Source organism: Streptomyces flavusporus (assembly GCF_046267975.1).
GTDB classification, from domain to species: domain Bacteria; phylum Actinomycetota; class Actinomycetes; order Streptomycetales; family Streptomycetaceae; genus Streptomyces; species Streptomyces flavusporus.
In genome coordinates this window covers 4020342-4044465 of sequence record NZ_CP176503.1, presented here as the reverse complement: position 1 = coordinate 4044465, position 24124 = coordinate 4020342, and the positions used below count along the sequence as shown (strand labels likewise).

Annotated in this window: 39 protein-coding genes; 35 read left to right on the top strand and 4 right to left on the bottom strand. The window is 66.8% G+C overall.

Annotated elements, in window-relative coordinates; genetic code table 11:
* Nucleotide 1: 1 nt before the first annotated feature.
* From ACKTSN_RS19095 to truA, 32 genes are all read left to right on the top strand, one after another.
* Nucleotides 2–580, top strand: coding sequence for a hypothetical protein (locus ACKTSN_RS19095; protein ID WP_409470220.1), 579 nt, complete (start codon nucleotides 2–4; stop codon nucleotides 578–580).
* Nucleotides 581–1059: 479 nt separating this feature from the next.
* Nucleotides 1060–1368 carry a 30S ribosomal protein S10 gene (gene rpsJ, locus ACKTSN_RS19090; RefSeq protein ID WP_003948644.1) on the top strand — a complete coding sequence of 103 codons (309 nt, stop codon included), beginning with the start codon at nucleotides 1060–1062 and terminating at the stop codon, nucleotides 1366–1368.
* A 17-nt stretch (nucleotides 1369–1385) separates the two neighbouring features.
* Nucleotides 1386–2030: a 50S ribosomal protein L3 gene (gene rplC, locus ACKTSN_RS19085; protein ID WP_129799277.1), complete on the top strand. Its 645-nt coding sequence runs from the start codon at nucleotides 1386–1388 to the stop codon at nucleotides 2028–2030.
* Between the two features lie 8 nt (nucleotides 2031–2038).
* Nucleotides 2039–2695: a 50S ribosomal protein L4 gene (gene rplD / locus ACKTSN_RS19080; protein ID WP_409470219.1), complete on the top strand. Its 657-nt coding sequence runs from the start codon at nucleotides 2039–2041 to the stop codon at nucleotides 2693–2695.
* Nucleotides 2695–3114 (top strand): 50S ribosomal protein L23, encoded by a 420-nt coding sequence (gene rplW, locus ACKTSN_RS19075; protein WP_409470218.1) that lies wholly within the window; start codon nucleotides 2695–2697, stop codon nucleotides 3112–3114. The genes rplD and rplW overlap by 1 nt, the downstream gene beginning before the upstream one ends.
* A gap of 40 nt (nucleotides 3115–3154) precedes the next feature.
* The gene (gene rplB, locus ACKTSN_RS19070) at nucleotides 3155–3991 is read left to right on the top strand and encodes a 50S ribosomal protein L2 (RefSeq protein WP_141309625.1); all 837 of its coding nucleotides are present in this window, start codon (nucleotides 3155–3157) and stop codon (nucleotides 3989–3991) included.
* A gap of 12 nt (nucleotides 3992–4003) precedes the next feature.
* Entirely contained in the window at nucleotides 4004–4285 is a 282-nt protein-coding gene (gene rpsS, locus ACKTSN_RS19065) for a 30S ribosomal protein S19 (RefSeq protein WP_129799274.1), read from the top strand.
* Nucleotides 4286–4327: 42 nt separating this feature from the next.
* Nucleotides 4328–4675: a 50S ribosomal protein L22 gene (gene rplV / locus ACKTSN_RS19060; RefSeq protein ID WP_003974262.1), complete on the top strand. Its 348-nt coding sequence runs from the start codon at nucleotides 4328–4330 to the stop codon at nucleotides 4673–4675.
* Nucleotides 4675–5496, top strand: coding sequence for a 30S ribosomal protein S3 (gene rpsC / locus ACKTSN_RS19055; protein WP_409470217.1), 822 nt, complete (start codon nucleotides 4675–4677; stop codon nucleotides 5494–5496). Before rplV ends, rpsC begins: the two co-directional genes overlap by 1 nt.
* 5 nt (nucleotides 5497–5501) lie before the next feature.
* Nucleotides 5502–5921, top strand: a complete 420-nt coding sequence (rplP, locus tag ACKTSN_RS19050) for a 50S ribosomal protein L16 (protein ID WP_210922737.1) — start codon at nucleotides 5502–5504, stop codon at nucleotides 5919–5921.
* A complete protein-coding gene (rpmC, locus tag ACKTSN_RS19045) occupies nucleotides 5921–6145 on the top strand; it encodes a 50S ribosomal protein L29 (RefSeq protein WP_355741593.1) in 225 nt (74 codons plus the stop codon). Before rplP ends, rpmC begins: the two co-directional genes overlap by 1 nt.
* Nucleotides 6145–6432, top strand: coding sequence for a 30S ribosomal protein S17 (gene rpsQ, locus ACKTSN_RS19040; RefSeq protein ID WP_003992363.1), 288 nt, complete (start codon nucleotides 6145–6147; stop codon nucleotides 6430–6432). The genes rpmC and rpsQ overlap by 1 nt, the downstream gene beginning before the upstream one ends.
* Nucleotides 6433–6535: 103 nt before the next feature.
* On the top strand, nucleotides 6536–6904 hold the full coding sequence (gene rplN / locus ACKTSN_RS19035; RefSeq protein ID WP_003956455.1) for a 50S ribosomal protein L14: 369 nt from the start codon (nucleotides 6536–6538) through the stop codon (nucleotides 6902–6904).
* Nucleotides 6905–6906: 2 nt separating this feature from the next.
* Entirely contained in the window at nucleotides 6907–7230 is a 324-nt protein-coding gene (gene rplX / locus ACKTSN_RS19030; protein WP_269661072.1) for a 50S ribosomal protein L24, read from the top strand.
* Entirely contained in the window at nucleotides 7230–7787 is a 558-nt protein-coding gene (rplE, locus tag ACKTSN_RS19025) for a 50S ribosomal protein L5 (RefSeq protein ID WP_077796752.1), read from the top strand. Before rplX ends, rplE begins: the two co-directional genes overlap by 1 nt.
* 5 nt (nucleotides 7788–7792) lie before the next feature.
* Nucleotides 7793–7978 carry a type Z 30S ribosomal protein S14 gene (locus tag ACKTSN_RS19020; RefSeq protein ID WP_003956452.1) on the top strand — a complete coding sequence of 62 codons (186 nt, stop codon included), beginning with the start codon at nucleotides 7793–7795 and terminating at the stop codon, nucleotides 7976–7978.
* Between the two features lie 211 nt (nucleotides 7979–8189).
* On the top strand, nucleotides 8190–8588 hold the full coding sequence (rpsH, locus tag ACKTSN_RS19015) for a 30S ribosomal protein S8 (RefSeq protein ID WP_129799270.1): 399 nt from the start codon (nucleotides 8190–8192) through the stop codon (nucleotides 8586–8588).
* Between the two features lie 24 nt (nucleotides 8589–8612).
* Complete coding sequence (gene rplF / locus ACKTSN_RS19010) at nucleotides 8613–9152, top strand: 50S ribosomal protein L6 (protein ID WP_409470216.1); 540 nt, start codon at nucleotides 8613–8615, stop codon at nucleotides 9150–9152.
* A 3-nt stretch (nucleotides 9153–9155) separates the two neighbouring features.
* A complete protein-coding gene (gene rplR / locus ACKTSN_RS19005) occupies nucleotides 9156–9539 on the top strand; it encodes a 50S ribosomal protein L18 (RefSeq protein ID WP_409470215.1) in 384 nt (127 codons plus the stop codon).
* A 41-nt stretch (nucleotides 9540–9580) separates the two neighbouring features.
* A complete protein-coding gene (gene rpsE / locus ACKTSN_RS19000; RefSeq protein ID WP_009190144.1) occupies nucleotides 9581–10186 on the top strand; it encodes a 30S ribosomal protein S5 in 606 nt (201 codons plus the stop codon).
* 2 nt (nucleotides 10187–10188) lie between these two features.
* Nucleotides 10189–10371 carry a 50S ribosomal protein L30 gene (gene rpmD, locus ACKTSN_RS18995; protein WP_003998814.1) on the top strand — a complete coding sequence of 61 codons (183 nt, stop codon included), beginning with the start codon at nucleotides 10189–10191 and terminating at the stop codon, nucleotides 10369–10371.
* Nucleotides 10372–10373: 2 nt separating this feature from the next.
* Entirely contained in the window at nucleotides 10374–10829 is a 456-nt protein-coding gene (gene rplO / locus ACKTSN_RS18990; protein ID WP_067018996.1) for a 50S ribosomal protein L15, read from the top strand.
* 244 nt (nucleotides 10830–11073) lie between these two features.
* Nucleotides 11074–12387, top strand: a complete 1314-nt coding sequence (gene secY / locus ACKTSN_RS18985; protein ID WP_409470214.1) for a preprotein translocase subunit SecY — start codon at nucleotides 11074–11076, stop codon at nucleotides 12385–12387.
* The gene (locus ACKTSN_RS18980) at nucleotides 12387–13043 is read left to right on the top strand and encodes an adenylate kinase (protein WP_409470213.1); all 657 of its coding nucleotides are present in this window, start codon (nucleotides 12387–12389) and stop codon (nucleotides 13041–13043) included. The genes secY and ACKTSN_RS18980 overlap by 1 nt, the downstream gene beginning before the upstream one ends.
* A gap of 131 nt (nucleotides 13044–13174) precedes the next feature.
* Complete coding sequence (gene map, locus ACKTSN_RS18975) at nucleotides 13175–14011, top strand: type I methionyl aminopeptidase (protein WP_409470212.1); 837 nt, start codon at nucleotides 13175–13177, stop codon at nucleotides 14009–14011.
* A gap of 189 nt (nucleotides 14012–14200) precedes the next feature.
* Nucleotides 14201–14422, top strand: coding sequence for a translation initiation factor IF-1 (gene infA / locus ACKTSN_RS18970; protein WP_003948620.1), 222 nt, complete (start codon nucleotides 14201–14203; stop codon nucleotides 14420–14422).
* Between the two features lie 66 nt (nucleotides 14423–14488).
* Nucleotides 14489–14602, top strand: a complete 114-nt coding sequence (gene rpmJ / locus ACKTSN_RS18965) for a 50S ribosomal protein L36 (RefSeq protein ID WP_003998809.1) — start codon at nucleotides 14489–14491, stop codon at nucleotides 14600–14602.
* Between the two features lie 186 nt (nucleotides 14603–14788).
* Nucleotides 14789–15169, top strand: coding sequence for a 30S ribosomal protein S13 (gene rpsM / locus ACKTSN_RS18960; RefSeq protein ID WP_004984507.1), 381 nt, complete (start codon nucleotides 14789–14791; stop codon nucleotides 15167–15169).
* Between the two features lie 65 nt (nucleotides 15170–15234).
* Nucleotides 15235–15639 carry a 30S ribosomal protein S11 gene (gene rpsK / locus ACKTSN_RS18955; RefSeq protein ID WP_003956432.1) on the top strand — a complete coding sequence of 135 codons (405 nt, stop codon included), beginning with the start codon at nucleotides 15235–15237 and terminating at the stop codon, nucleotides 15637–15639.
* Between the two features lie 168 nt (nucleotides 15640–15807).
* Complete coding sequence (locus ACKTSN_RS18950; RefSeq protein WP_003966937.1) at nucleotides 15808–16830, top strand: DNA-directed RNA polymerase subunit alpha; 1023 nt, start codon at nucleotides 15808–15810, stop codon at nucleotides 16828–16830.
* 181 nt (nucleotides 16831–17011) lie between these two features.
* Nucleotides 17012–17530, top strand: a complete 519-nt coding sequence (gene rplQ / locus ACKTSN_RS18945) for a 50S ribosomal protein L17 (protein ID WP_409470211.1) — start codon at nucleotides 17012–17014, stop codon at nucleotides 17528–17530.
* Between the two features lie 73 nt (nucleotides 17531–17603).
* The gene (gene truA, locus ACKTSN_RS18940; RefSeq protein ID WP_409470210.1) at nucleotides 17604–18446 is read left to right on the top strand and encodes a tRNA pseudouridine(38-40) synthase TruA; all 843 of its coding nucleotides are present in this window, start codon (nucleotides 17604–17606) and stop codon (nucleotides 18444–18446) included.
* Nucleotides 18447–18508: 62 nt separating this feature from the next.
* Here the strand turns inward: truA and ACKTSN_RS18935 are convergent, their stop codons facing one another.
* The 4 genes from ACKTSN_RS18935 to ACKTSN_RS18920 all read right to left on the bottom strand — a co-directional run bounded on the left by ACKTSN_RS18935 (nucleotide 18509) and on the right by ACKTSN_RS18920 (nucleotide 22433).
* Nucleotides 18509–20038 (bottom strand): acyltransferase family protein, encoded by a 1530-nt coding sequence (locus ACKTSN_RS18935; RefSeq protein ID WP_409470209.1) that lies wholly within the window; start codon nucleotides 20036–20038, stop codon nucleotides 18509–18511.
* On the bottom strand, nucleotides 20017–20511 hold the full coding sequence (locus ACKTSN_RS18930; protein WP_409470208.1) for an acyltransferase family protein: 495 nt from the start codon (nucleotides 20509–20511) through the stop codon (nucleotides 20017–20019). The genes ACKTSN_RS18935 and ACKTSN_RS18930 overlap by 22 nt, the downstream gene beginning before the upstream one ends.
* 77 nt (nucleotides 20512–20588) lie before the next feature.
* Complete coding sequence (locus ACKTSN_RS18925; RefSeq protein WP_409470207.1) at nucleotides 20589–21506, bottom strand: hypothetical protein; 918 nt, start codon at nucleotides 21504–21506, stop codon at nucleotides 20589–20591.
* A gap of 48 nt (nucleotides 21507–21554) precedes the next feature.
* A complete protein-coding gene (locus tag ACKTSN_RS18920; RefSeq protein ID WP_409470206.1) occupies nucleotides 21555–22433 on the bottom strand; it encodes a hypothetical protein in 879 nt (292 codons plus the stop codon).
* Nucleotides 22434–22507: 74 nt separating this feature from the next.
* Here ACKTSN_RS18920 and ACKTSN_RS18915 point away from each other — a divergent pair, with 74 nt between their 5' ends.
* The 3 genes from ACKTSN_RS18915 to rpsI all read left to right on the top strand — a co-directional run bounded on the left by ACKTSN_RS18915 (nucleotide 22508) and on the right by rpsI (nucleotide 24005).
* Nucleotides 22508–22756, top strand: a complete 249-nt coding sequence (locus tag ACKTSN_RS18915) for a hypothetical protein (RefSeq protein ID WP_409470205.1) — start codon at nucleotides 22508–22510, stop codon at nucleotides 22754–22756.
* Between the two features lie 250 nt (nucleotides 22757–23006).
* Entirely contained in the window at nucleotides 23007–23450 is a 444-nt protein-coding gene (rplM, locus tag ACKTSN_RS18910) for a 50S ribosomal protein L13 (RefSeq protein WP_129799257.1), read from the top strand.
* A 42-nt stretch (nucleotides 23451–23492) separates the two neighbouring features.
* Entirely contained in the window at nucleotides 23493–24005 is a 513-nt protein-coding gene (gene rpsI, locus ACKTSN_RS18905; RefSeq protein WP_030831638.1) for a 30S ribosomal protein S9, read from the top strand.
* The last annotated feature ends 119 nt before the right edge of the window (nucleotides 24006–24124 follow it).

The window sequence follows — 24124 nt, the reverse complement described above, 5'->3', positions numbered from 1 at the left end:
AGTGATCGTTTTCCCCAGGCTGCTGGTCGACCTGCTCGATCAGGTCGACCAGACGCGGGCGGCGCATCTGGCGCTGGACTTCGTGCAGCACGTACTCGACATCGAGCGGGACGAGATCGCGGAGTCCGTCCTGGCCGCCTGCCTGGAGTACATCGCGGCGGCCCATGAGTCGATCGATCTCGATGAGGCGCACCCGGGGCTGTTTCAGGCGCGCGAGCGGCTCTGGGAGGCCGCCGCGCGGTGGGACGTCAACAGGTACGTTCTCGCCAGAGGGGCGGGGCCGACCTTGGAGGCCGCACGAGTGGGCACCGAGCGCCTGGTGGACAAGGCGGCAGGGCGCGGGCCGGGTACCCCGCTTCCTTGCCTGGACGTCGCCCGCGAGCTCCAGGCGGAGGTCGGCCGCTGGTACGCGAAGCGGATCCCCGACGGCGCCGACGAACGGCTCGTCGCACGCCGTGCCCGCTGGGAGGAAGCCCGCTGGCAAGTGCAGCACGTCATTGCCACGGAACCCTCCCCCCACGGCGACAAGGACAGCACCGCTCCGTCTCGCGGTGAAAAGGAGGCGGGAGCAGGGGCCTGAACGGTCGCGCGAATCTCCCGCCCTCAGGGAATGCTGCGTCGGCAGGTCCGTTCTGTGGCCCGCACCGACGCGGTCGGCGCCCTCGCGTTTGACCTGCGTCACCCCCGGGGTATTCTCTCCGGCTCGATTGGCGCCCGTCCTGCCTCATATGGCAGACTGTCCGAGTTGCTCGGTCGAGTGTTGATGCTGCGCGCCTCCCGCCGGGAGGACCGGAAGCGAGTCCCACAGTACTCGTCGTCCCCGTGTGGGGCGGACGTACGGGAATCTTCCGGGAAGCGTGGGCGCGGCACCGGCCAGGCGCCCGGTGGGCCTTTCGTCCCCGGCTTGCGGTTCGCAAGGGCCGCGTTCCCCAGCAAGGGATGTTCCGTACGGGACATCTGTGTCAGCGGGAGCGCGACACGCCCGACCGCGTGGGTCGGAGGAAAGCAAGGGAACGCCGGGTTCCAGAGCGTTACGAGAGACAGGACTACTGAGTAGCCATGGCGGGACAGAAGATCCGCATCCGGCTCAAGGCCTACGACCACGAGGTCATCGACTCCTCGGCGAAGAAGATCGTCGAGACGGTGACCCGCACTGGTGCGTCGGTCGCGGGCCCGGTGCCGCTGCCCACTGAGAAGAACGTGTACTGCGTCATCAAGTCGCCGCACAAGTACAAGGACTCGCGCGAGCACTTCGAGATGCGCACGCACAAGCGCCTGATCGACATCCTCGACCCGACCCCCAAGACCGTTGACTCTCTGATGCGACTCGACCTCCCGGCCGGCGTCGACATCGAGATCAAGCTCTGAGGCCGGTGATCTGAGAGATGGCTAAGCAGATCAAGGGCATCCTGGGCGAGAAGCTCGGCATGACGCAGGTGTGGGACGAGAACAACCGTGTTGTTCCGGTCACCGTCGTCAAGGCCGGCCCGAACGTCGTCACCCAGGTCCGTACGAACGACACCGACGGCTACGAGTCGGTCCAGATCGCCTTCGGCGAGATCGACCCGCGCAAGGTGAACAAGCCCCTCAAGGGCCACTTCGCCAAGGCCGACGTCACCCCTCGTCGTCACCTCGTCGAGATCCGCACCGCGGACGCCTCCGAGTACACGCTCGGCCAGGAGATCACCGCTGAGGTGTTCGAGGCCGGCGTCAAGGTCGACGTGACCGGCAAGAGCAAGGGCAAGGGCTTCGCCGGTGTCATGAAGCGCCACAACTTCCGTGGCCTCGGCGCCGGACACGGTACCCAGCGCAAGCACCGCTCGCCCGGTTCCATCGGTGGCTGCGCCACCCCGGGCCGTGTGTTCAAGGGCCTCCGCATGGCGGGCCGCATGGGCAACGAGCGGGTCACCACCCAGAACCTGACCGTCCACGCCGTTGACGCGGAGAAGGGTCTGCTGCTCATCAAGGGCGCGGTTCCCGGTCCGAACGGCGGCCTCGTCCTGGTCCGCACCGCGGCCAAGGGGGCCTGAGGTAACCGATGAGCACTGTTGACATCCTTTCGCCGGCGGGCGACAAGGCCGGTTCCGTCGAGCTCCCCGCGGAGATCTTCGGCGTTGAGAAGGTCAGCATCCCGCTGATCCACCAGGTCGTCGTCGCGCAGCTGGCTGCCGCCCGTCAGGGCACGCACAAGACCAAGACCCGTGGCGAAGTCCGTGGTGGTGGCAAGAAGCCGTACCGCCAGAAGGGCACCGGCCGCGCCCGTCAGGGCTCGACCCGCGCGCCGCAGTTCGCCGGCGGTGGCGTCGTCCACGGCCCGCAGCCGCGTGACTACTCGCAGCGGACCCCGAAGAAGATGAAGGCCGCGGCCCTGCGCCACGCCCTCACCGACCGGGCCCGCCACAACCGCATCCACGTCGTCTCCGGCGTCGTCGAGGGCGAGACGCCGTCGACGAAGTCCGCCAGGACGCTGTTCGGCAAGATCTCGGAGCGCAAGAACCTGCTCCTGGTCGTCGACCGCGCCGACGAGGCCGCGTGGCTGTCCGCCCGCAACCTGCCCCAGGTCCACATCCTGGAGCCGGGCCAGCTGAACACGTACGACGTTCTCGTCTCGGACGACGTGGTCTTCACCCAGGCCGCTTTCGAGTCCTTCGTGTCGGGCCCGAAGGCCAATGACACCGAAGGGAGCGAGGCCTGATGGCTACCCGTCACCCCGCCATTGCCTCGAAGGCCGCCAAGGCCGCCAAGGCCGCTCGCGTCGCCAAGGCGCGTCGCCACGCCGCCGAGGGCAAGAACACCGTCGAGACGCCGCTGAGCAAGTCGTACACGGACCCCCGTGACGTCCTGCTGAAGCCGGTTGTCTCCGAGAAGAGCTACGCGCTCCTCGACGAGAACAAGTACACGTTCGTCGTCGACCCGCGTGCCAACAAGACCCAGATCAAGGAGGCCGTGCAGGCGGTCTTCTCGGTCAAGGTCACCGGGGTCAACACGATCAACCGCCAGGGCAAGCGCAAGCGGACCCGCACCGGCTTCGGCCAGCGTGCCGCGACCAAGCGCGCGATCGTGACCCTCGCCGAGGGCGACCGTATCGACATCTTCGGCGGTCCGACCTCCTGACGGAGGTCCGGATCGTTCGATATCGGACGAGGACTGAGAAATGGGTATCCGCAAGTACAAGCCGACGACTCCTGGCCGTCGTGGCGCCAGCGTCGCCGACTTCGTCGAGGTCACGCGGTCCACGCCGGAGAAGTCGCTGGTCCGTCCCCTGCACAGCAAGGGCGGCCGTAACAATTCCGGTCGTGTGACCGTTCGCCACCAGGGTGGCGGACACAAGCGCGCCTTCCGCGTGATCGACTTCCGTCGTCACGACAAGGACGGCGTGCCGGCGAAGGTCGCGCACATCGAATACGACCCCAACCGCACCGCGCGCATCGCGCTGCTGCACTACGCGGACGGCGAGAAGCGCTACATCCTCGCCCCGCGCAACCTGCAGCAGGGCGACCGTGTGGAGAACGGTCCCGGGGCCGACATCAAACCGGGCAACAACCTGGCCCTCCGCAACATCCCGGTCGGTACCACGATCCACGCGATCGAGCTCCGTCCCGGTGGCGGTGCCAAGTTCGCCCGCTCCGCCGGTGCCTCCGTGCAGCTGCTCGCGAAGGAGGGCTCGATGGCCCACCTCCGCATGCCGTCCGGAGAGATCCGCCTGGTCGACGTGCGCTGCCGCGCCACCGTCGGCGAGGTCGGCAACGCCGAGCAGTCGAACATCAACTGGGGCAAGGCGGGCCGCAAGCGCTGGCTGGGCGTTCGCCCGACCGTGCGTGGTGTGGTCATGAACCCGGTCGACCACCCGCACGGTGGTGGTGAGGGCCGTACCTCCGGTGGCCGCCACCCGGTTTCCCCGTGGGGCAAGAAGGAAGGCCGTACTCGTTCGCCCAAGAAGGCGTCGAACAAGTACATCGTCCGCCGCCGCAAGACGAACAAGAAGCGCTAAGGACGGGTTGAGATGCCTCGTAGCTTGAAGAAGGGACCCTTCGTCGACGACCACCTGATGAAGAAGGTGGACGCCCAGAACGAAGCCGGTACCAAGAACGTCATCAAGACCTGGTCCCGCCGCTCCATGATCGTGCCCGACATGCTCGGCCACACGCTCGCGGTGCACAACGGCAAGACCCACATCCCGGTGTTCGTCACCGAGTCGATGGTCGGCCACAAGCTCGGCGAGTTCTCGCCGACGCGCACCTTCCGGGGCCACGTCAAGGACGACCGGAAGTCGAAGCGCCGCTAACGCGGATCGCATTCAGACACGTAAGTAACTGAAGGGACAACCATGGAAGCCAGGGCCCAGGCGCGGTACATCCGCGTCACGCCCATGAAGGCCCGCCGCGTGGTGGACCTCATCCGTGGCATGGACGCCACGGAGGCCCAGGCTGTTCTGCGATTCGCTCCGCAGGCAGCCTCCGTACCGGTCGGCAAGGTGCTCGACAGCGCCATTGCCAACGCCGCGCACAACTACGACCACACCGACGCCGACAGCCTCTTCATCTCCGAGGCGTACGTCGACGAGGGCCCGACCCTGAAGCGGTTCCGTCCGCGCGCCCAGGGCCGTGCCTACCGGATCCGCAAGCGGACCAGCCACATCACTGTGGTCGTCAGCAGCAAGGAAGGAACCCGGTAATGGGCCAGAAGGTTAACCCGCATGGGTTCCGGCTCGGCATCACCACGGACTTCAAGTCCCGCTGGTACGCCGACAAGCTGTACAAGGACTACGTCAAGGAAGACGTCGCCATCCGTCGGATGATGACGTCCGGCATGGAGCGCGCCGGCATCTCGAAGGTTGAGATCGAGCGCACCCGTGACCGCGTGCGGGTGGACATCCACACCGCGCGTCCCGGCATCGTCATCGGCCGCCGTGGCGCCGAGGCCGACCGCATCCGCGGCGACCTCGAGAAGCTCACGGGCAAGCAGGTCCAGCTGAACATCCTCGAGGTCAAGAGCCCCGAGACCGACGCTCAGCTGGTTGCCCAGGCCGTTGCCGAGCAGCTGTCCTCCCGCGTCTCCTTCCGTCGCGCCATGCGTAAGAGCATGCAGGGCACGATGAAGGCCGGCGCCAAGGGCATCAAGATCCAGTGCGGTGGCCGTCTCGGCGGCGCCGAGATGTCCCGCTCGGAGTTCTACCGCGAGGGCCGTGTGCCCCTGCACACGCTCCGCGCGAACGTGGACTACGGCTTCTTCGAGGCCAAGACGACCTTCGGCCGCATCGGTGTGAAGGTCTGGATCTACAAGGGCGACGTCAAGAACATCGCCGAGGTCCGCGCCGAGAACGCTGCCGCCCGTGCGGGTAACCGCCCGGCCCGCGGTGGCGCCGACCGCCCGGCCCGTGGTGGCCGTGGTGGCGAGCGGCGCGGTCGCAAGCCGCAGCAGGCTGCCGGCGCCGAGGCCCCCAAGGCCGAGGCTCCCGCGTCCGCTCCGGCTGAGAGCACCGGAACGGAGGCCTGACCGACATGCTGATCCCCCGTAGGGTCAAGCACCGCAAGCAGCACCACCCCAAGCGCAGCGGCGCTGCCAAGGGCGGCACGCAGGTTGCGTTCGGCGAGTACGGCATCCAGGCGCTCACCCCGGCGTACGTGACGAACCGTCAGATCGAGGCCGCTCGTATCGCCATGACGCGTCACATCAAGCGTGGTGGCAAGGTCTGGATCAACATCTACCCGGACCGCCCGCTCACCAAGAAGCCGGCCGAGACCCGCATGGGTTCCGGTAAGGGTTCTCCCGAGTGGTGGGTGGCCAACGTAAAGCCCGGACGCGTGATGTTCGAGCTGTCGTACCCCAACGAGAAGATCGCCCGTGAGGCGCTGACCCGTGCGGCCCACAAGCTGCCGATGAAGTGCCGGATCGTCAAGCGCGAGGCAGGTGAAGCGTGATGTCGGTCGGTACCAAGGCGTCCGAGCTGCGCGAGCTGGGCAACGAGGAGCTTCTGGCGAAGCTTCGCGAGGCCAAGGAAGAGCTGTTCAACCTCCGCTTCCAGGCGGCGACCGGTCAGCTCGAGAACCACGGTCGGCTGAAGGCCGTCCGTAAGGACATCGCGCGGATCTACACCCTGATGCGTGAGCGCGAGCTGGGCATCGAGACGGTGGAGAGCGCCTGATGAGTGAGAGCAACGTGACTGAGCAGACTGCAGAGGCCCGCGGCTTCCGCAAGACCCGTGAGGGTCTCGTCGTCAGCGACAAGATGGACAAGACCGTCGTCGTCGCCGTCGAGGACCGCGTCAAGCACGCGCTGTACGGCAAGGTCATCCGCCGTACCAACAAGCTCAAGGCGCACGACGAGCAGAACGCCGCGGGTGTCGGCGACCGCGTCCTCCTCATGGAGACCCGGCCGCTGTCCGCGACGAAGCGTTGGCGCGTCGTCGAGATCCTCGAGAAGGCCAAGTAATTCCTGCGGGGCAAACCCCGCAGGTCAGTTCCGCCAGGCTCGGCGAGCTCCGTAAGTCACTTACGGAGCTCGCCGGGAACCAGCAGACAAACAGGAGATAGACGTGATCCAGCAGGAGTCGCGACTGCGTGTCGCCGACAACACTGGTGCGAAGGAGATCCTTTGCATCCGTGTGCTCGGTGGCTCCGGTCGCCGCTACGCGGGCATCGGTGACGTCATCGTCGCCACCGTCAAGGACGCGATCCCCGGTGGCAACGTGAAGAAGGGTGACGTCGTCAAGGCAGTCATCGTTCGCACCGTCAAGGAGCGCCGCCGCCAGGACGGCTCGTACATCCGCTTCGACGAGAACGCCGCCGTCATTCTGAAGAACGACGGCGACCCTCGCGGCACCCGTATCTTCGGCCCGGTCGGCCGTGAGCTGCGCGAGAAGAAGTTCATGAAGATCATCTCGCTCGCGCCGGAGGTGCTGTAAGCATGAAGATCAAGAAGGGCGACCTGGTCCAGGTCATCACCGGCAAGGACAAGGGCAAGCAGGGCAAGGTCATTGCCGCTTACCCGCGCGACGAGCGTGTCCTGGTCGAGGGTGTCAACCGGGTCAAGAAGCACACCAAGGCCGGTCCCACGGCTCGCGGTTCGCAGGCCGGTGGCATCGTCACGACCGAGGCGCCGATCCACGTCTCCAACGTCCAGCTGGTCGTTGAGAAGGACGGCAACAAGGTCGTGACCCGCGTCGGTTACCGCTTCGACGAAGAGGGCAACAAGATCCGCGTTGCCAAGCGGACGGGTGAGGACATCTGATGGCTACCACCACCACTCCGCGTCTGAAGACGAAGTACCGCGAGGAGATCGCGGGCAAGCTGCGTGAGGAGTTCTCCTACGAGAACGTCATGCAGGTTCCCGGCCTCGTCAAGATCGTGGTCAACATGGGTGTGGGCGACGCCGCCCGCGACTCCAAGCTGATCGAGGGCGCCATCCGCGACCTCACCACGATCACCGGTCAGAAGCCGGCCGTCACCAAGGCCCGCAAGTCCATCGCGCAGTTCAAGCTGCGTGAGGGCCAGCCGATCGGTGCCCACGTCACGCTCCGTGGCGACCGCATGTGGGAGTTCCTGGACCGCACCCTGTCGCTCGCGCTGCCGCGCATCCGCGACTTCCGTGGTCTGTCCCCCAAGCAGTTCGACGGCCGTGGCAACTACACCTTCGGTCTCACGGAGCAGGTCATGTTCCACGAGATCGACCAGGACAAGATCGACCGCACCCGGGGTATGGACATCACCGTGGTGACCACGGCGACCAACGACGCTGAGGGCCGTGCGCTCCTTCGTCACCTCGGCTTCCCCTTCAAGGAGGCGTGAGCGAGATGGCGAAGAAGGCTCTGATCGCTAAGGCTGCTCGCAAGCCCAAGTTCGGTGTGCGCGCGTACACCCGCTGCCAGCGCTGCGGCCGTCCGCACTCCGTGTACCGCAAGTTCGGCCTCTGCCGCGTGTGCCTTCGTGAGATGGCTCACCGTGGCGAGCTGCCGGGCGTGACCAAGAGCTCCTGGTAATCCCCCACATAAGGGATTCCGGAAGCTCTCGGTAAGTAAAGGGCAGTGTCAGGTGCCCACCTCTCCATGGCTTAGGCTTGGAGGGTTGGGCGCCTGACGCCCATACGACTTACTACGCCGTAGGTCCACCGCGCCGCACCCGTCCCGTCTCGGATCGGGGAGAGGGATGGCGCACCAGGAAACCCCGGCGAGAGAGGCCGAAGGCCAATTCATGACCATGACTGATCCGATCGCAGACATGCTTACGCGTCTGCGGAACGCGAACTCGGCGTACCACGACACCGTGGCGATGCCGCACTCGAAGATCAAGTCGCACATCGCGGAGATCCTCCAGCAGGAGGGCTTCATCACGGGCTGGCGCGTCGAGGACGCCGAGGTCGGCAAGAACCTCGTCCTCGAGCTGAAGTTCGGCCCGAACCGTGAGCGCTCCATCGCGGGCATCAAGCGGATCTCCAAGCCCGGTCTCCGGGTGTACGCGAAGTCCACCAACCTGCCGAAGGTGCTCGGCGGCCTCGGCGTGGCGATCATCTCCACGTCCCACGGGCTCCTCACCGACAAGCAGGCCGGCAAGAAGGGCGTAGGCGGAGAAGTTCTCGCCTACGTCTGGTAACGGAAGGGAACGGAGGAAACAGCTATGTCGCGCATCGGCAAGCTCCCCATCGCGGTTCCCGCCGGCGTGGACGTCACCATCGATGGCCGCACGGTCTCGGTCAAGGGCCCCAAGGGTTCGCTGAGCCACACCGTCGCCGCGCCGATCGAGATCGTCAAGGGTGAGGACGGCGTCCTGAACGTCACCCGCCCCAACGACGAGCGTCAGAACAAGGCCCTGCACGGCCTGTCCCGCACGCTGGTGGCGAACATGATCACCGGCGTGACCCAGGGTTACGTGAAGAAGCTCGAGATCAGCGGTGTCGGTTACCGAGTGACCGCCAAGGGCTCGAACCTGGAGTTCGCGCTCGGCTACAGCCACCCGATCCTGGTCGAGGCCCCCGAGGGCATCACCTTCAAGGTGGAGAACCCGACCCGTTTCTCGGTCGAGGGCATCGACAAGCAGAAGGTCGGCGAGGTTGCGGCCAACATCCGCAAGCTGCGCAAGCCCGACCCGTACAAGGCCAAGGGCGTCAAGTACGAGGGCGAAGTCATCCGCCGCAAGGTCGGAAAGGCGGGTAAGTAAGCCATGGCATACGGACAGAAGATCCTCAAGGGCGACGCCTACAAGCGCGCCGCGATCAAGCGCCGTCACATCCGGATCCGCAAGCGGATCAACGGTACGGCGGAGCGTCCCCGTCTCGTGGTGACCCGCTCGAACCGCCACATCGTGGCCCAGGTGATCGACGACATCCAGGGGCACACCCTGGCGTCGGCGTCCACCCTGGACACCTCGGTCCGCGGTGCCGAGGGTGACAAGTCCGCGCAGGCCAAGCAGGTCGGCGCCCTGGTCGCCGAGCGTGCCAAGGCCGCCGGCGTCGAGGCTGTCGTGTTCGACCGTGGTGGCAACCAGTACGCCGGGCGCATCGCCGCTCTGGCGGACGCCGCCCGCGAAGCCGGCCTGAAGTTCTGAGCCGGTTCCGTAGCTAGCGGAAACAGAGAGAGGTAATTCCAATGGCTGGACCCCAGCGCCGCGGTGGCGGTGCCGGTGGCGGCGAGCGGCGGGACCGGAAGGGCCGTGACGGCGGCGCAGCTGCCGCCGAGAAGACCGCGTACGTTGAGCGCGTTGTCGCGATCAACCGCGTCGCCAAGGTTGTGAAGGGTGGTCGTCGCTTCAGCTTCACCGCGCTGGTCGTGGTGGGCGACGGTGACGGCACCGTGGGTGTCGGATACGGCAAGGCCAAGGAGGTGCCGGCCGCCATCGCCAAGGGCGTTGAGGAGGCCAAGAAGCACTTCTTCAAGGTCCCCCGGATCCAGGGCACCATCCCGCACCCCATCCAGGGTGAGAAGGCTGCCGGCGTCGTGCTGCTCAAGCCCGCGTCCCCGGGTACCGGTGTTATCGCCGGTGGTCCGGTGCGTGCCGTGCTCGAGTGCGCCGGTATCCACGACGTGCTGTCGAAGTCGCTCGGCTCCGACAACGCGATCAACATCGTGCACGCGACCGTGGAGGCCCTGAAGGGCCTGCAGCGTCCCGAGGAGATCGCGGCCCGCCGTGGTCTGCCGCTCGAGGACGTCGCTCCCGCGGCCCTGCTGCGTGCGCGTGCCGGGGCGGGTGCGTAATCATGGCGCAGCTCAAGATCACGCAGGTCAAGTCCTACATCGGCAGCAAGCAGAACCACCGTGACACCCTGCGGTCGCTTGGTCTCAAGGGGATCAACACCGTGGTCGTCAAGGAGGACCGCCCCGAGTTCCGCGGCATGGTGCACACCGTCCGCCACCTCGTGACGGTCGAGGAGGTCGACTGATCATGGCGGAGAACAACCCGCTCAAGATCCACAACCTCCGTCCCGCCCCGGGCGCCAAGACCGCCAAGACCCGTGTCGGTCGTGGTGAGGCGTCGAAGGGTAAGACGGCCGGTCGTGGTACCAAGGGCACGAAGGCCCGCTACCAGGTTCCGGAGCGCTTCGAGGGCGGCCAGATGCCGCTGCACATGCGCCTCCCGAAGCTGAAGGGCTTCAAGAACCCGTTCAAGACCGAGTACCAGGTCGTGAACCTCGACAAGCTGGCCGCGCTGTACCCCGAGGGTGGCGAGGTCACTGTCGAGGGCCTCGTGGCCAAGGGTGCCGTTCGCAAGAACAGCCTCGTCAAGGTCCTCGGCCAGGGCGAGATCTCCGTGGCGCTGCAGGTGACGGTCGACGCCGTCTCCGGCTCCGCCAAGGAGAAGATCACCGCCGCCGGCGGCACCGTCACCGAGCTCGTCTGAACCCAGCAGGCGTCTCGATGACTTGAGCGATCCCGACCGGGGATACCCCACAAATGGGGTATCCCCGGTCGGTCGTTCCAAGGGTGGCAGTCCCGCGGGTAAGGTGGCCTGCACTGCCAACTTTCACAGCGTGCCGCACCTGGGGCACTCTGAGCGGCAGTTGACCGTTACGTATGTCGTTGTCTTATCGGATTCTCACGACCATCACCCTTGACGCAGTTGCGCGGGGGTCGCAGGAGGCACCGTGCTCACCGCGTTCGCCCGGGCGTTCAAGACGCCCGACCTGCGCAAGAAGCTGCTCTTCACGCTCGGCATCATCGTGGTGTACCGGGTCGGTACGCATATCCCGATCCCGGGTGTCGACTACCAGAACGTCCAGCAATGTATCGACGTGGCCAAGGGCAACCAGGGTCTGTTCGGTCTGGTCAACATGTTCAGCGGCGGCGCGCTGCTGCAGATCACGATCTTCGCGCTCGGCATCATGCCGTACATCACCGCGAGCATCATCCTGCAGCTGCTGACAGTGGTGATCCCCCGCCTCGAGGCCCTCAAGAAGGAGGGTCAGGCCGGTACGGCGAAGATCACGCAGTACACCCGTTACCTGACCGTGGCGCTCGCCATCCTGCAGGGCACCGGCCTGGTGGCCACCGCCCGCAGCGGTGCCCTCTTCAGCGGCTGCCCGGTGGCGAGCGAGATCGTCCCGGACCAGTCGATCTTCGTCACCATCACCATGGTCATCGTGATGACCGCCGGTACCGCCGTCGTCATGTGGCTCGGTGAGCTGATCACCGACCGCGGCATCGGCAACGGCATGTCGATCCTGATGTTCATCTCGATCGCCGCGACCTTCCCGGCCGCCCTGTGGGCCATCAAGGAGCAGGGCTCCCTGGCGGACGGCTGGATCGAGTTCGGCACGGTCATCCTCGTCGGCCTGTTCATGGTCGGCCTGGTGGTCTTCGTCGAGCAGGCCCAGCGCCGCATTCCGGTCCAGTACGCGAAGCGCATGATCGGCCGCCGGTCCTACGGTGGTACGTCCACGTACATTCCGCTCAAGGTGAACCAGGCGGGTGTGATTCCCGTCATCTTCGCCTCGTCGCTGCTCTACATCCCGGCTCTGATCGCTCAGTTCTCGAGTGGTAATTCGAGCTGGAAGACCTGGATCGAGGCCCATCTCGTCCAGGGCGACGACCCGATTTACATCGCTCTGTACTTCTTGCTCATTGTTTTCTTCGCGTTCTTCTACGTGGCGATCTCCTTCAACCCCGAGGAAGTCGCCGACAACATGAAGAAGTATGGTGGCTTCATCCCGGGCATCCGGGCTGGCCGACCGACCGCTGAGTACCTGAGCTACGTACTCAACCGGATCACCTGGCCGGGTTCGCTGTATCTGGGTCTGATCGCTCTCGTACCGACGATGGCGTTGGTTGGTTTCGGGGCAAACCAGAACTTCCCGTTCGGCGGGACCAGCATCCTGATCATCGTGGGTGTCGGTCTCGAGACCGTGAAGCAGATCGAGAGCCAGCTTCAGCAGCGCAATTACGAAGGGTTCCTCCGCTGATGCGAATCGTCCTCGTCGGGCCGCCGGGCGCGGGCAAGGGTACGCAAGCCACCCGCCTTGCCGAGAAGCTGTCGATCCCGCACATCTCCACGGGCGACCTGTTCCGCGCCAACATCAGTCGGCAGACGGATCTCGGCAAACTGGCGAAGTCCTACATGGACGCCGGCAACCTGGTGCCGGACGAGGTCACCATCGCCATGGCGAAGGACCGCATGGAACAGCCGGACGCCGAGAACGGCTTCCTGCTGGACGGTTTCCCGCGCAACGTCTCGCAGGCCGAGGCGCTGGACGAGCTGCTGCAGACCGAGGGCATCGAGCTGGACGCCGTGCTGGACCTCGAGGCTCCCGAGGACGAGGTCGTCAAGCGGATCGCCGGGCGGCGGATCTGCCGCAAGGACTCCGCACACGTGTTCCATGTGACGTACAGCCCGCCGAAGAAGGAGGGCGTGTGTGACGTCTGCGGCGGTGAGCTGTACCAGCGGGACGACGACTCCGAGGAGACCGTGCGCACTCGGCTGGAGGTCTACCACACGCAGACCGAGCCGATCATCGACTACTACAAGTCGCAGGGTCTGGTCGTGACCATCGAGGCCATGGGTCCGGTGGAAGAGGTCACGCGTCGCGCGCTGGCGGCGCTCAAGCGCGACGCGAAGTAGTCGTTACGCAGCTACGGCCGCGGTTCCCTGGAAAGGGGGCCGCGGCTGCTGCGTGCCCGCAGCTACGGCAGTCCCCGTATCGTTGAAGGCGTCCGTACTCTTTTCCCGGTCCGAGAAAGGCCCCCGCCCCCATGGTGCAGATCAAGAGCCCCGAGCAGATCGCCAAGATGCGTGAGGCGGGGTTGGTCGTTGCCGCCATTCACGCGGCCACGCGTGAGGCCGCCGTGCCGGGGGCCAGCACCAAGGATCTGGACGAGGTGGCGCGGAAGGTGCTCGCGGAGCACGGGGCGAAGTCGAACTTCCTGGGGTACGGCGGGTTCCCGGCGACGATCTGCACCTCGGTGAACGAGGTCGTGGTCCACGGGATCCCCGCCGAGGACGTCGTCCTCAAGGACGGGGACATCATCAGCATCGACGCCGGCGCCATCATCGACGGCTGGCACGGGGACGCCGCCTACACCGCCTTCGTCGGGTCCGGTCACGCTCCGGAGCTCATCGAGCTGTCGCGGGTGACAGAGGAGTCCATGTGGGCCGGCATCGCCGCGATGAAGCAGGGGAACCGGCTCGTCGACATCTCACGGGCCATCGAGACGTACATCCGCCGCCAGCCGAAGCCCGGCGGGGGCCGCTACGGGATCATCGAGGACTACGGCGGTCACGGCATCGGCTCCGAGATGCACATGGACCCGCACCTGCTGAACTATGTCGAGCGGCGCCGGGGCAAGGGCCCGAAGCTGGTGCCGGGCTTCTGCCTCGCGATCGAGCCGATGGTCTCGCTGGGCACCCCGAAGACGGAGGTCCTCAAGGACGACTGGACCGTCATCACGACGGACGGCACCTGGTCCTCCCACTGGGAGCACTCCGTCGCCCTGACCGAGCAGGGGCCGCTGGTGCTCACGTCTCCCGACGGGGGTAAGGCGAAGCTGGCGGAGTACGGGATCGTCGCTGCGCCGGATCCGTTGGCCTGAGCGCCCCTAAGGGCGTGCACCTCTCCGGCGCTTAATGATCTGCCCGCTGGGGCAGGCTTCCCCGATTCGTCTTTCCGGTTGCGCTGACGTAGACTGACTCGTCGGCTCTTGTGCACCCGCATGTCTGCATGCGCCCCGCAAGGGAAAGTGCAGGGGTCGATCAAGGTAGTCGATTCCGAAGGGCAAAGCGTGGCCAAGAAGCAAGGTGCCATCGAGATCGAGGGCACTGTCGTCGAGTCTCTGCCGAACGCCATGTTCAAGGTCGAGCTCCAGAACGGCCACCAGGTCCTGGCACACATCAGCGGCAAGATGCGCATGCACTACATCCGCATCCTCCCTGACGACCGGGTCGTGGTGGAGCTGTCTCCGTACGACCTGACGCGTGGCCGGATCGTCTACCGGTACAAGTAGATCTTGCCCCACGTCCCGCGGTCCCCGCGGGGCCGCCGGCAACTGACCCGGAGAACCTCACATCCCATGAAGGTCAAGCCGAGCGTCAAGAAGATCTGCGACAAGTGCAGGGTGATCCGCCGTCACGGTCGGGTCATGGTGATCTGCGAGAACCCGCGCCACAAGCAGCGCCAGGGCTGATCGCAGGCCATTTCCCTCTGCATGCGCAGAGATTCGCGCGACGCGAGCTGAATATGTTCATACGCAGGGCCCGAGTCATACGGCTCGACACCCCCGGTTCGGAGGCCGGGGACCCAGTTCGTACCTCGTACGGCGGCTGGGAGTCGGTTCTGCGGAAGACCTCCGAAGATCAACTGGAGCCATTGAATGGCACGCGTTTCCGGTGTTGACATCCCGCGCGAAAAGCGCGTGGAGATCGCCCTCACCTACGTGTTCGGCATCGGCCGGACCCTTTCGCAGCAGACGCTGGCCGCCACCGGCGTCGACCCGAACACCCGCGTTCGCGACCTCTCCGAGGAGCAGCTCGTCGCGATCCGCGAGTACGTCGACAACAACATCAAGACTGAGGGTGACCTCCGTCGCGAGATCCAGGCCGACATCCGCCGCAAGGTCGAGATCGGCACGTACCAGGGTCTGCGTCACCGCCGTGGTCTGCCGGTCCGCGGTCAGCGCACCAGCACCAACGCCCGCACCCGCAAGGGCCCGCGTCGCGCCATCGCCGGCAAGAAGAAGCCGGGCAAGAAGTAGTCCGCAGCGGACGCCTGTCCACGGTCTTCGCTGTAGGACCGACCACCTCCCGTAGGAGTTAAGAGATGCCCCCCAAGGGACGTCAGGGCGCTGCCAAGAAGGTGCGCCGCAAGGAAAAGAAGAACGTCGCTCACGGCCACGCGCACATCAAGAGCACGTTCAACAACACGATCGTCTCCATCACGGACCCGTCCGGCAACGTGATCTCCTGGGCCTCCGCCGGCCACGTCGGCTTCAAGGGCTCCCGGAAGTCCACGCCGTTCGCCGCGCAGATGGCCGCCGAGTCGGCTGCCCGCCGCGCTCAGGAGCACGGCATGCGCAAGGTCGACGTGTTCGTCAAGGGCCCGGGTTCCGGTCGTGAGACCGCGATCCGCTCCCTGCAGGCCACGGGCCTCGAGGTCGGCTCCATCCAGGACGTCACCCCGACCCCGCACAACGGCTGCCGTCCGCCGAAGCGCCGCCGCGTCTGAGGCTCGGCTGCTTTCAGGATTCGGGCGGTACGGCTCCCTTCCCCGCGCAAGCGGAGTGAACCGGGGCCGTATCGCCCGTACCCTTGCAGTACCCGCCCCTTCGTGCCGGGGGCGGTTCCGTCGGGCGTCATATAGCGGGCGCCCACGACTGAAGGATCTGATCCACACATGCTGATCGCTCAGCGTCCCTCGTTGACCGAAGAGGTCGTCGACGAATTCCGCTCCCGGTTCGTGATCGAGCCGCTGGAGCCGGGCTTCGGCTACACCCTCGGCAACTCCCTGCGTCGTACGCTCCTGTCGTCGATCCCCGGTGCGGCTGTCACCAGCATCCGGATCGACGGTGTCCTGCACGAGTTCACCACCGTGCCGGGCGTCAAGGAGGACGTCACCGACCTGATCCTCAACATCAAGCAGCTGGTGGTTTCCAGCGAGCACGATGAGCCCGTCGTCATGTACCTGCGCAAGCAGGGGCCCGGGCTCGTCACCGCCGCCGACATCGCGCCCCCGGCCGGTGTCGAGGTGCACAACCCCGACCTCGTCCTCGCCACGCTCAACGGCAAGGGCAAGCTGGAGATGGAGCTCACGGTCGAGCGTGGCCGTGGTTACGTCTCCGCCGTGCAGAACAAGCAGGTGGGCCAGGAGATCGGTCGTATCCCGGTCGACTCCATCTACTCGCCGGTTCTGAAGGTCACGTACAAGGTCGAGGCCACGCGTGTCGAGCAGCGCACCGACTTCGACAAGCTGATCGTCGACGTCGAGACCAAGCAGGCGATGCGTCCGCGTGACGCGATGGCTTCTGCCGGTAAGACGCTGGTCGAGCTGTTCGGGCTCGCCCGTGAGCTCAACATCGACGCCGAGGGCATCGACATGGGTCCGTCCCCGACGGACGCTGCGCTTGCTGCCGATCTGGCGCTGCCGATCGAGGAGCTGGAGCTCACCGTTCGGTCGTACAACTGCCTCAAGCGTGAGGGCATCCACTCCGTGGGTGAGCTGGTTGCGCGCTCCGAGGCCGACCTGCTCGACATCCGCAACTTCGGTGCGAAGTCGATCGACGAGGTCAAGGCGAAGCTGGCGGGTATGGGTCTTGCGCTCAAGGACAGCCCGCCCGGATTCGACCCGACCGCCGCTGCGGACGCGTTCGGCGCGGACGACGACGCGGACGCCGGGTTCGTCGAGACCGAGCAGTACTGAGAACTCGGGTTCGACGGCCGGATTTTGGGTGCGGGTGCGCTGTGCTTGATCGCGCAGTTCCCCGCGCCCCTTCCGGACGGGCCCCTTCGGGGCCCTGCCCGGATCTCCGACAGGTAACCGCCTGCTCGGATACTGACCCCGGTACCTGACACGGCCGGGGCAGACACCTAGGAGAAACACAATGCCGAAGCCCACCAAGGGTGCCCGTATGGGCGGCAGTGCCGCGCACGAGAAGCTGCTTCTTGCGAACCTCGCGAAGTCGCTGTTCGAGCACGGTCGTATCACCACCACCGAGGCGAAGGCCCGCCGGCTGCGGCCGTACGCCGAGCGTCTGATCACCAAGGCGAAGAAGGGTGACCTTCACAACCGCCGTCAGGTGCTCCAGGTGATCACGGACAAGAGCATCGTCCACACGCTCTTCACCGAGATCGGCCCGCGCTACGAGAACCGTCCGGGTGGCTACACCCGTATCACCAAGATCGGTAACCGTCGTGGCGACAACGCGCCCATGGCTGTCATCGAGCTGGTCGAGGCGCTGACGGTTGCGCAGCAGGCCACGGGTGAGGCCGAGGCCGCCACCAAGCGTGCGGTCAAGGAGGCCGAGGAGGCCAAGGTCGAGGAGACCAAGGTCGACGTCACCAAGGACGTCGCCGAGGCTCCGGCCGAGGAGACTGCGGCTGAGGAGTCCAAGGACGCCTGAGGCTGAGCTCTCGCTGAGCGGGTCCGCCCTTGACGGGGCGGGCCCGTTTTCGCGTACCTGAGAGGATCAAGGAGTGAGTGACGAAGTACAGCCCGGGTTCGTACGCCTACGGCTCGATCTGTCCTATGACGGCACCGACTTCTCCGGCTGGGCCAAGCAGGCCGGCGGGCGGCGGACCGTGCAGGGGGAGGTCGAGGACGCGCTGCGTACCGTCACGCGGTCGCGGGACACGTACGAGCTGACCGTCGCCGGACGGACCGACGCCGGGGTGCATGCGCGCGGGCAGGTGGCGCACGTGGATCTGCCGGAGGCTGTCTGGCGTGAGCATCACGAGAAGCTGCTCAAGCGGCTCGCCGGGCGGCTGTCCAGGGACGTGCGGGTGTGGGCCCTCAGGGAGGCGCCCAGCGGCTTCAACGCTCGCTTCGCGGCGATCTGGCGGCGCTACGTCTACCGGGTCACCGACAATCCCGGCGGCGTGGACCCGTTGCTGCGCAACCATGTGCTCTGGCACGACTGGGCGTTGGACGTCGCCGCGATGGACGCGGCCGCCAAGACCCTGGTGGGGGAGCACGACTTCGCGGCGTACGCGAAGAAGCGCGAGGGGGCGACGACGATCCGCGAGATCCTCGACTTCGGGGTGCGTCGGCACGCGGACGGCATCGTCGAGATCGAGGTCCGCGCCGACGCCTTCTGCCACAACCAAGTACGTTCCATGGTCGGTGCGTTGCTGTTCGTGGGCGACGGGCACCGCGGCGTGGAGTGGCCGCGGAAGGTCCTCGACGCGCGGGTCCGCGACAGCGCCGTGCATGTCGTCCGGCCGCACGGGCTGACTCTGGAGGAGGTCGGCTATCCGGCGGACGACCAGCTCGCGGAGCGGCAGCGGCAGGCGCGGCGGGTGCGCGTCCGGGGGCAGTAACGGGTTGACGGGTCCGCTCCGACCGCTCCGGCCGGGGTGGCCGGAGCGGGACGGGAGGCGGGCTATGCCTTGTCCAGTACCTCTTCCAGGGCCGGCTTGAGGAAGGGCTTCAGGGTCTTCGAGTACGTCGACGTGATGTGGCTGTTGTCGAAGTAGACGACCTGGTCGCCGATCACCGCCGGGCAGATGTCCACGGCGCAGAACGCGGGTGTCGTGTCGATGATCTCCGCACCGTACTTCTCGGCCACTTCCCGCTCCATGGTGCGGAACTCCGGGTACTCGAGCGCCTGCCACTGCTTGCGGTTGCAGAGGGAGATGTTGTCGATGTGCGTGGCGAGACAATCGGGGACGTTCTGGCCGGGCTGCGGGGTGTCCGTCATGTAGACGAGCTTGGCGCCCGTCTCCTTGAACACCTTGAACGAGGTCTCGGCGCCCGCCCGGTTCGCCTCACGGCGGGCCCGGTCGGCGATGACGAGGACGTCGGGCTGGATCTTCTTCAGCTCGGCGAAGGCGGATTCGCGCCAGCTGTCGCACTCGGTGTACGCGCGGTTCACGTTCGGGTTGATGATGCGGTAGACCTGCGGCGAGCAGCCGCCCTTCGCGATGGTCACCACCCGCACGCCGAGTTCCTTGCCGATCTCGTGGTAGACGTCGTTCCACTGCCAGGCGTGGGAGTCCCCCATGAGGACAAGGGTTTTCTTGCCCTTCGGGTCACCGGCGACACAGCCGTCCCGCATCTCGAACTTCTTGACCTCGAAGTCGTCGATGCAGCCGTGCTCGGCGAAGTTCTTGGGCGTGTCCTGAAGAACGCTCTGCACGGTGGCGGAGAGCTGCGTGCGGTGCACGGCGTCCTCGACCGAGGCCTGGCTGGTGAACCCGACCCCGAGCGTGCTCCCCGAGGGTGCGGTCGCCAGGTTCAGCGGGATGATCGTGGCCAGGACCATCGCCCCCGCCGTGCCCGCGGTGGTGAACCCGCCGGTGAAGACACCCTTCCAGGGGCGGGCCACCCACTGCACGTTCTTCTTGAACTTACGCTCGACGGCGTAGTGCAGGAGGACGGCCACCAGGAACGAGAGGACGGCGACCCGCAGCCGGTCCTGGAACGTGAACTCCCGGTCGGTGATGGACGGCCAGAGCACCAGGAGCGGCCAGTGGGTCAGGTACCAGCCGTAGCTGACGTTGCCGACGAAGTCGAGGACGGGGTTGTCGAGCAGCCGCTCCGCGCCGAACCCGGGATTGGCGCAGCCACCGGCGATGACCATGACGGTGCCGAGGACCGGGCCGGCCACCGCGTACCCCGGCAGCGGCGTGTGTTCGGTGATGAGCATCGCCGTGACGAGCACGGTGCCGAGCCCCAGCCACGAAACGACCGCGGCCACGCCCCTGTTCATGCGGGAGGCAAGGGGAGCGGCGAGGGCGAGCAGGACGCCGCAGGTGATCTCCCAGATCCGGGTGTGGGTGCTGAAGTACGCGAGCGGCTGGTTCTCGGGAGTCTGAGACCAGCCCAGATAGAACGATCCGCCGATGACGGCCATGAGGAACAGCGCCACCAGAGCGCGGTTGCGGAAGATCAGGCGGCTGACCCAGACCACCGCGACGAGAAGGAGCGGGGCGACGACGAGAACTGTTCCTCGATGGCCAGCGACCAGAAGTGCTGATACGGGGACTGCGACCCGTCGTTGGCGAAGTAGTCGGTGCCGGTCTCGACCAGGCGCCAGTTCATGAAGCTGAGGGAGGCGGCGAGACCGTCGGCCATGAAGTCGCGGAACTTGAGCGGGCTTCCGTAGATCCACGCCAGGGCCGCGGTGCCGACGATGACGACGGCCATGGGCGGCGTCAGACGGCGGAAGCGGCGTGCCCAGAACTTGGTCAGGGACACCTTGCCGGTCTTCTCGATCTCCGCGAAGAGCTGGCTGCCGATGAGAAAGCCGCTCAGCACGAAGCTCACGTCCACGCCACCGTGGATGTCGAGGATGCCGCAGTGCATGCTGACGACCATCATGATGGCTACGGCACGCAGGCCCTGGATGTCAGGCCGGTACTTGCGAAGACGCTCTGTCTTCACTTCCTTGGTGCGATGGCGGGGCATGTTTCTCCAGTAACTGACTGTCCGGTCGAGCCGCGGGGGTTGACAGGCGACTTTCAGTGGACGGTCGCGCAGGCGGCAGCCGTGCCGCTGACGCGTACTCCTTGGGCGGGAATGCGGAGGCCGCAGGACAGCCGCAGCTGGGAGGGCAGCTCGTTCTCCGCGCCGACGTGCGCGAGGTAGCCCAGGTGGTCGGCGAGGAAGCCGAGGTCGTGGAGCAGCGCCCCGTGCTCGGCGGTGCGCGGGGTGACGACCCGGGCGAACCAGTCGGGATCCCGTGCGCCGGGGGAGTGGCGGTGCTTGGTCTGCTCGAAGCCCTTGACCGGGCTGCCCGGGTACGGCTGGTGGAAGGAGAAGCCGACCAGGCCCGCCGGACCGCCGCCGTTGCTCGGCAGGGACACTTCGCCGCCGGAGGCGCAGTCCGTGTGCGTGCCCGAGGGGCGGTAGGAGCCGTCGGCCGGCCGGGGCAGGCCCGCCCACACGCCGACCGCCAGGTCGACGGCGTCGTCGACGTACCCCCAGTACCGGCGGCAACCCGGCCATGCGCTGGAGTAGGAGCGGGTCTGACCCACCGCCCAGCCTGGCCGGCCGTAGCCCGGGCCGAGGTCCAGCTCCACGAAGCCGGGGAGCCGGCCGGTGATGTCCCGGACCTTGCGGTAGTAGTAGCCCGGCTGCTTGGTGCCCCGGTAGTCGCCGTACGCCGGGTTGTACCGCTCGTTGTGCAGCTCCACGTGCTGGCCGATCACCGTGCGGCTCGGCCGGCCCCGGCGCGCGTCGTTCTCGAGGGTCGCCAGCAGGGCGTACACCCGGCGCGCGGCAGGGGTGGCGTGCGGGTCCCGTTTCCGCAGGTCGGTGGGCACCGACCTGCTCTCGTCGCCACTCGTTTCCCCGTCCGGCCAGGCCGCCCATGTCCCGAGCGGCGCGAGCAGCGCCGCGCCGGCCCCGGCGCCGATCAGCCCGAGGCGTCCGCGCATCCGCATCGCGTCACATACCGGAGTGGGTGCGCGGGCTGGTGGGACGGGTCACTCGTTGGCCGCCGCCGACGCCTGGGCCTCGCCGCGGCGGCGGATCTGGCGGAACGTGAACTCGGCCAGGTCGTCGCCGGAGGAGAAGACTTCCGTGTTCTTCGGCGTCACATCGTTGCCGTTGGTGTAGCCGGCGATCGTGAAGTAGGCGTAGCGGCCGTAGGAGTTGGTCGTCGTGCGGCAGACCGCGGCGTTGCAGAAGTCCTTGATCCCGCCGCCGGACAGGGACTTGACTCTGCTCTTGCTGTCGGCCTCGGCCTTGGCCTTGGCCGCCTGGGCCTCGGTGTCGAAGACGGCCACGCCGACCGTCACCGCGACACCGCCCTTGGTATAGGTGACACGGAGCAGACGGGTGCAGTCGTTCGCGTCGAGGACCTTCGGCAGTGTCCCGCTGGCCGCGTCGGCGCAGCTCTTCGTGTCGGCCGTCGGGCCCTTCTTGTACACGGTCTCGCCCATGGTCAGCTGGGTGCCCGGGAAGAGCCGGTCCGCGCTGAGCGGGGCCTTGTCCTTGTTCTTGCTGGAGACGAAGTCCTTCGGGTCCAGCGGCGGCGGGGCGCTGGTCGGCGCGAACGACGGGGCCGTGGCGGACTCGCTCGGGAGGTCGGCGGTGGCCGGCAGCTGGGAGCTCGGCTGGTTCGAGGCCTGGCTGTCGCCGTTCGCCGAGACGACGGCCACGGCGACGGCAGCACCTATCGCCACGGTGGCGAGCGCTCCACCGCCGATGAACAGCAGTCTGCGGCGCTTGTTGCGCGCCTCGGACGCCTCGGCGAGGGCAGCCCAGTCCGGGCTCTGGCCACCGGCGTCGTTCCAGGGCTGCTGCGAATGCGGTTTCCAGGGATCCCACTGGGACTGGGGTCCCCCCTGCCCAAAGCTCATGGGGCGCATCTTAGACGGGCCGAGGGGTGTGCTGGTCCGTCTCAACCGGCCCTGGAGCCCCTAGCGTTCGCTCCATGAGGACGGGCAAATGCGGCATCTCCGGGTGGTTGGCGCGAAGGGCTTCGTGGCTGGTGCGGGCGGTGCTCGTCGACGTCGTGGTGGGGGTGCTGCTCTCCGGGGTCCCGGCGGCCTGCTCGTCGTACGGCTACTGCGTCCCGTTGGTGTCCCGCTGCTGGTCGCCGGGGTTGCGCAGGCGCCTGAGGCGGGCGGTCACTTTCTGTGTCGCGGCGATCGCGGTCCGGGGTGCGGGTGCAAGGCCCTAAACTGGGGGGTCGAACAGGTTGCCGAGCGGTGTCGACCCGTTTTGACCGGGTGGGCGCGCCGCAGGTATCCTGCATGTTCGTTGTGTATTGGCTTGCTCATTCTCACGGGACGGGCCCTTACACCGGTCCACCGGGCCGATGACCAGCGACCCCATGTACGCGGTTTGCGTCGCCGCCGTGCGGTCCAGGCTGTCGTGATCGTTTCGGTGACCTTGTCAGGACCATTCACTCGAAGCGAAGGCTACGAACCGTGCGTACGTACAGCCCCAAGCCCGGCGATGTGACGCGCCAGTGGCACGTCATCGACGCTCAGGACGTCGTCCTGGGTCGTCTCGCCACCACCGCCGCGTCCCTTCTGCGGGGCAAGCACAAGCCGATCTACGCGCCCCACGTCGACACCGGTGACTTCGTCATCATCATCAACGCCGACAAGGTGCACCTGTCCGGCAACAAGCGGACCCAGAAGATGGCGTACCGCCACTCCGGCTACCCGGGTGGTCTGCGCTCCGTCCGTTACGACGAGCTGCTCGAGAAGAACCCCGAGAAGGCCATCGAGAAGGCCGTCAAGGGCATGCTCCCGAAGAACACCCTGGGCCGTCAGATGCTCTCGAAGCTGAAGGTCTACCGCGGCGAGAACCACCCCCACGCTGCTCAGCAGCCGGTTCCGTTCGAGATCACCCAGGTCGCGCAGTAAGTCCGGCCACCCCCTAAGACCGAAGAGAATCTGAGGAGAATCGTGGCCGAGACCACTGCCGAGCAGCCGCTCGAAGAGCTTGACATCGACAGCTACACCACCGAGTCCGAGGTCCCCGTCGAGGGCGAGTACACCTCGGAGTCCATGGCCTCCCGCTTCGGCGAGCCCCAGCCGGCCGCCGGCCTGGGCCGCCGCAAGAACGCCATTGCCCGCGTCCGGATCGTTCCGGGCTCCGGCAAGTGGAAGATCAACGGTCGCACCCTCGAGGACTACTTCCCGAACAAGGTGCACCAGCAGGAAGTCAACGAGCCCTTCAAGGTGCTCGAGCTCGAGGGCCGCTACGACGTCATCGCCCGGATCGCCGGTGGCGGTGTCTCCGGTCAGGCCGGTGCGCTCCGTCTCGGTGTCGCCCGCGCGCTGAACGAGGCCGACGTCGACAACAACCGCGGCCCGCTCAAGAAGGCCGGCTTCCTCAAGCGCGACGACCGTGCGGTCGAGCGCAAGAAGGCCGGTCTGAAGAAGGCCCGCAAGGCTCCGCAGTACAGCAAGCGCTAAGCTTCGCTGCCTGCTGGTACGTACTCCGTACGTACTCCGAACGCCCCGGCGGCACGCCACTGTGCCGCCGGGGCGTTCGTTTATCACAGCCCACAGGCGTATAACGGCACAAGACGCTC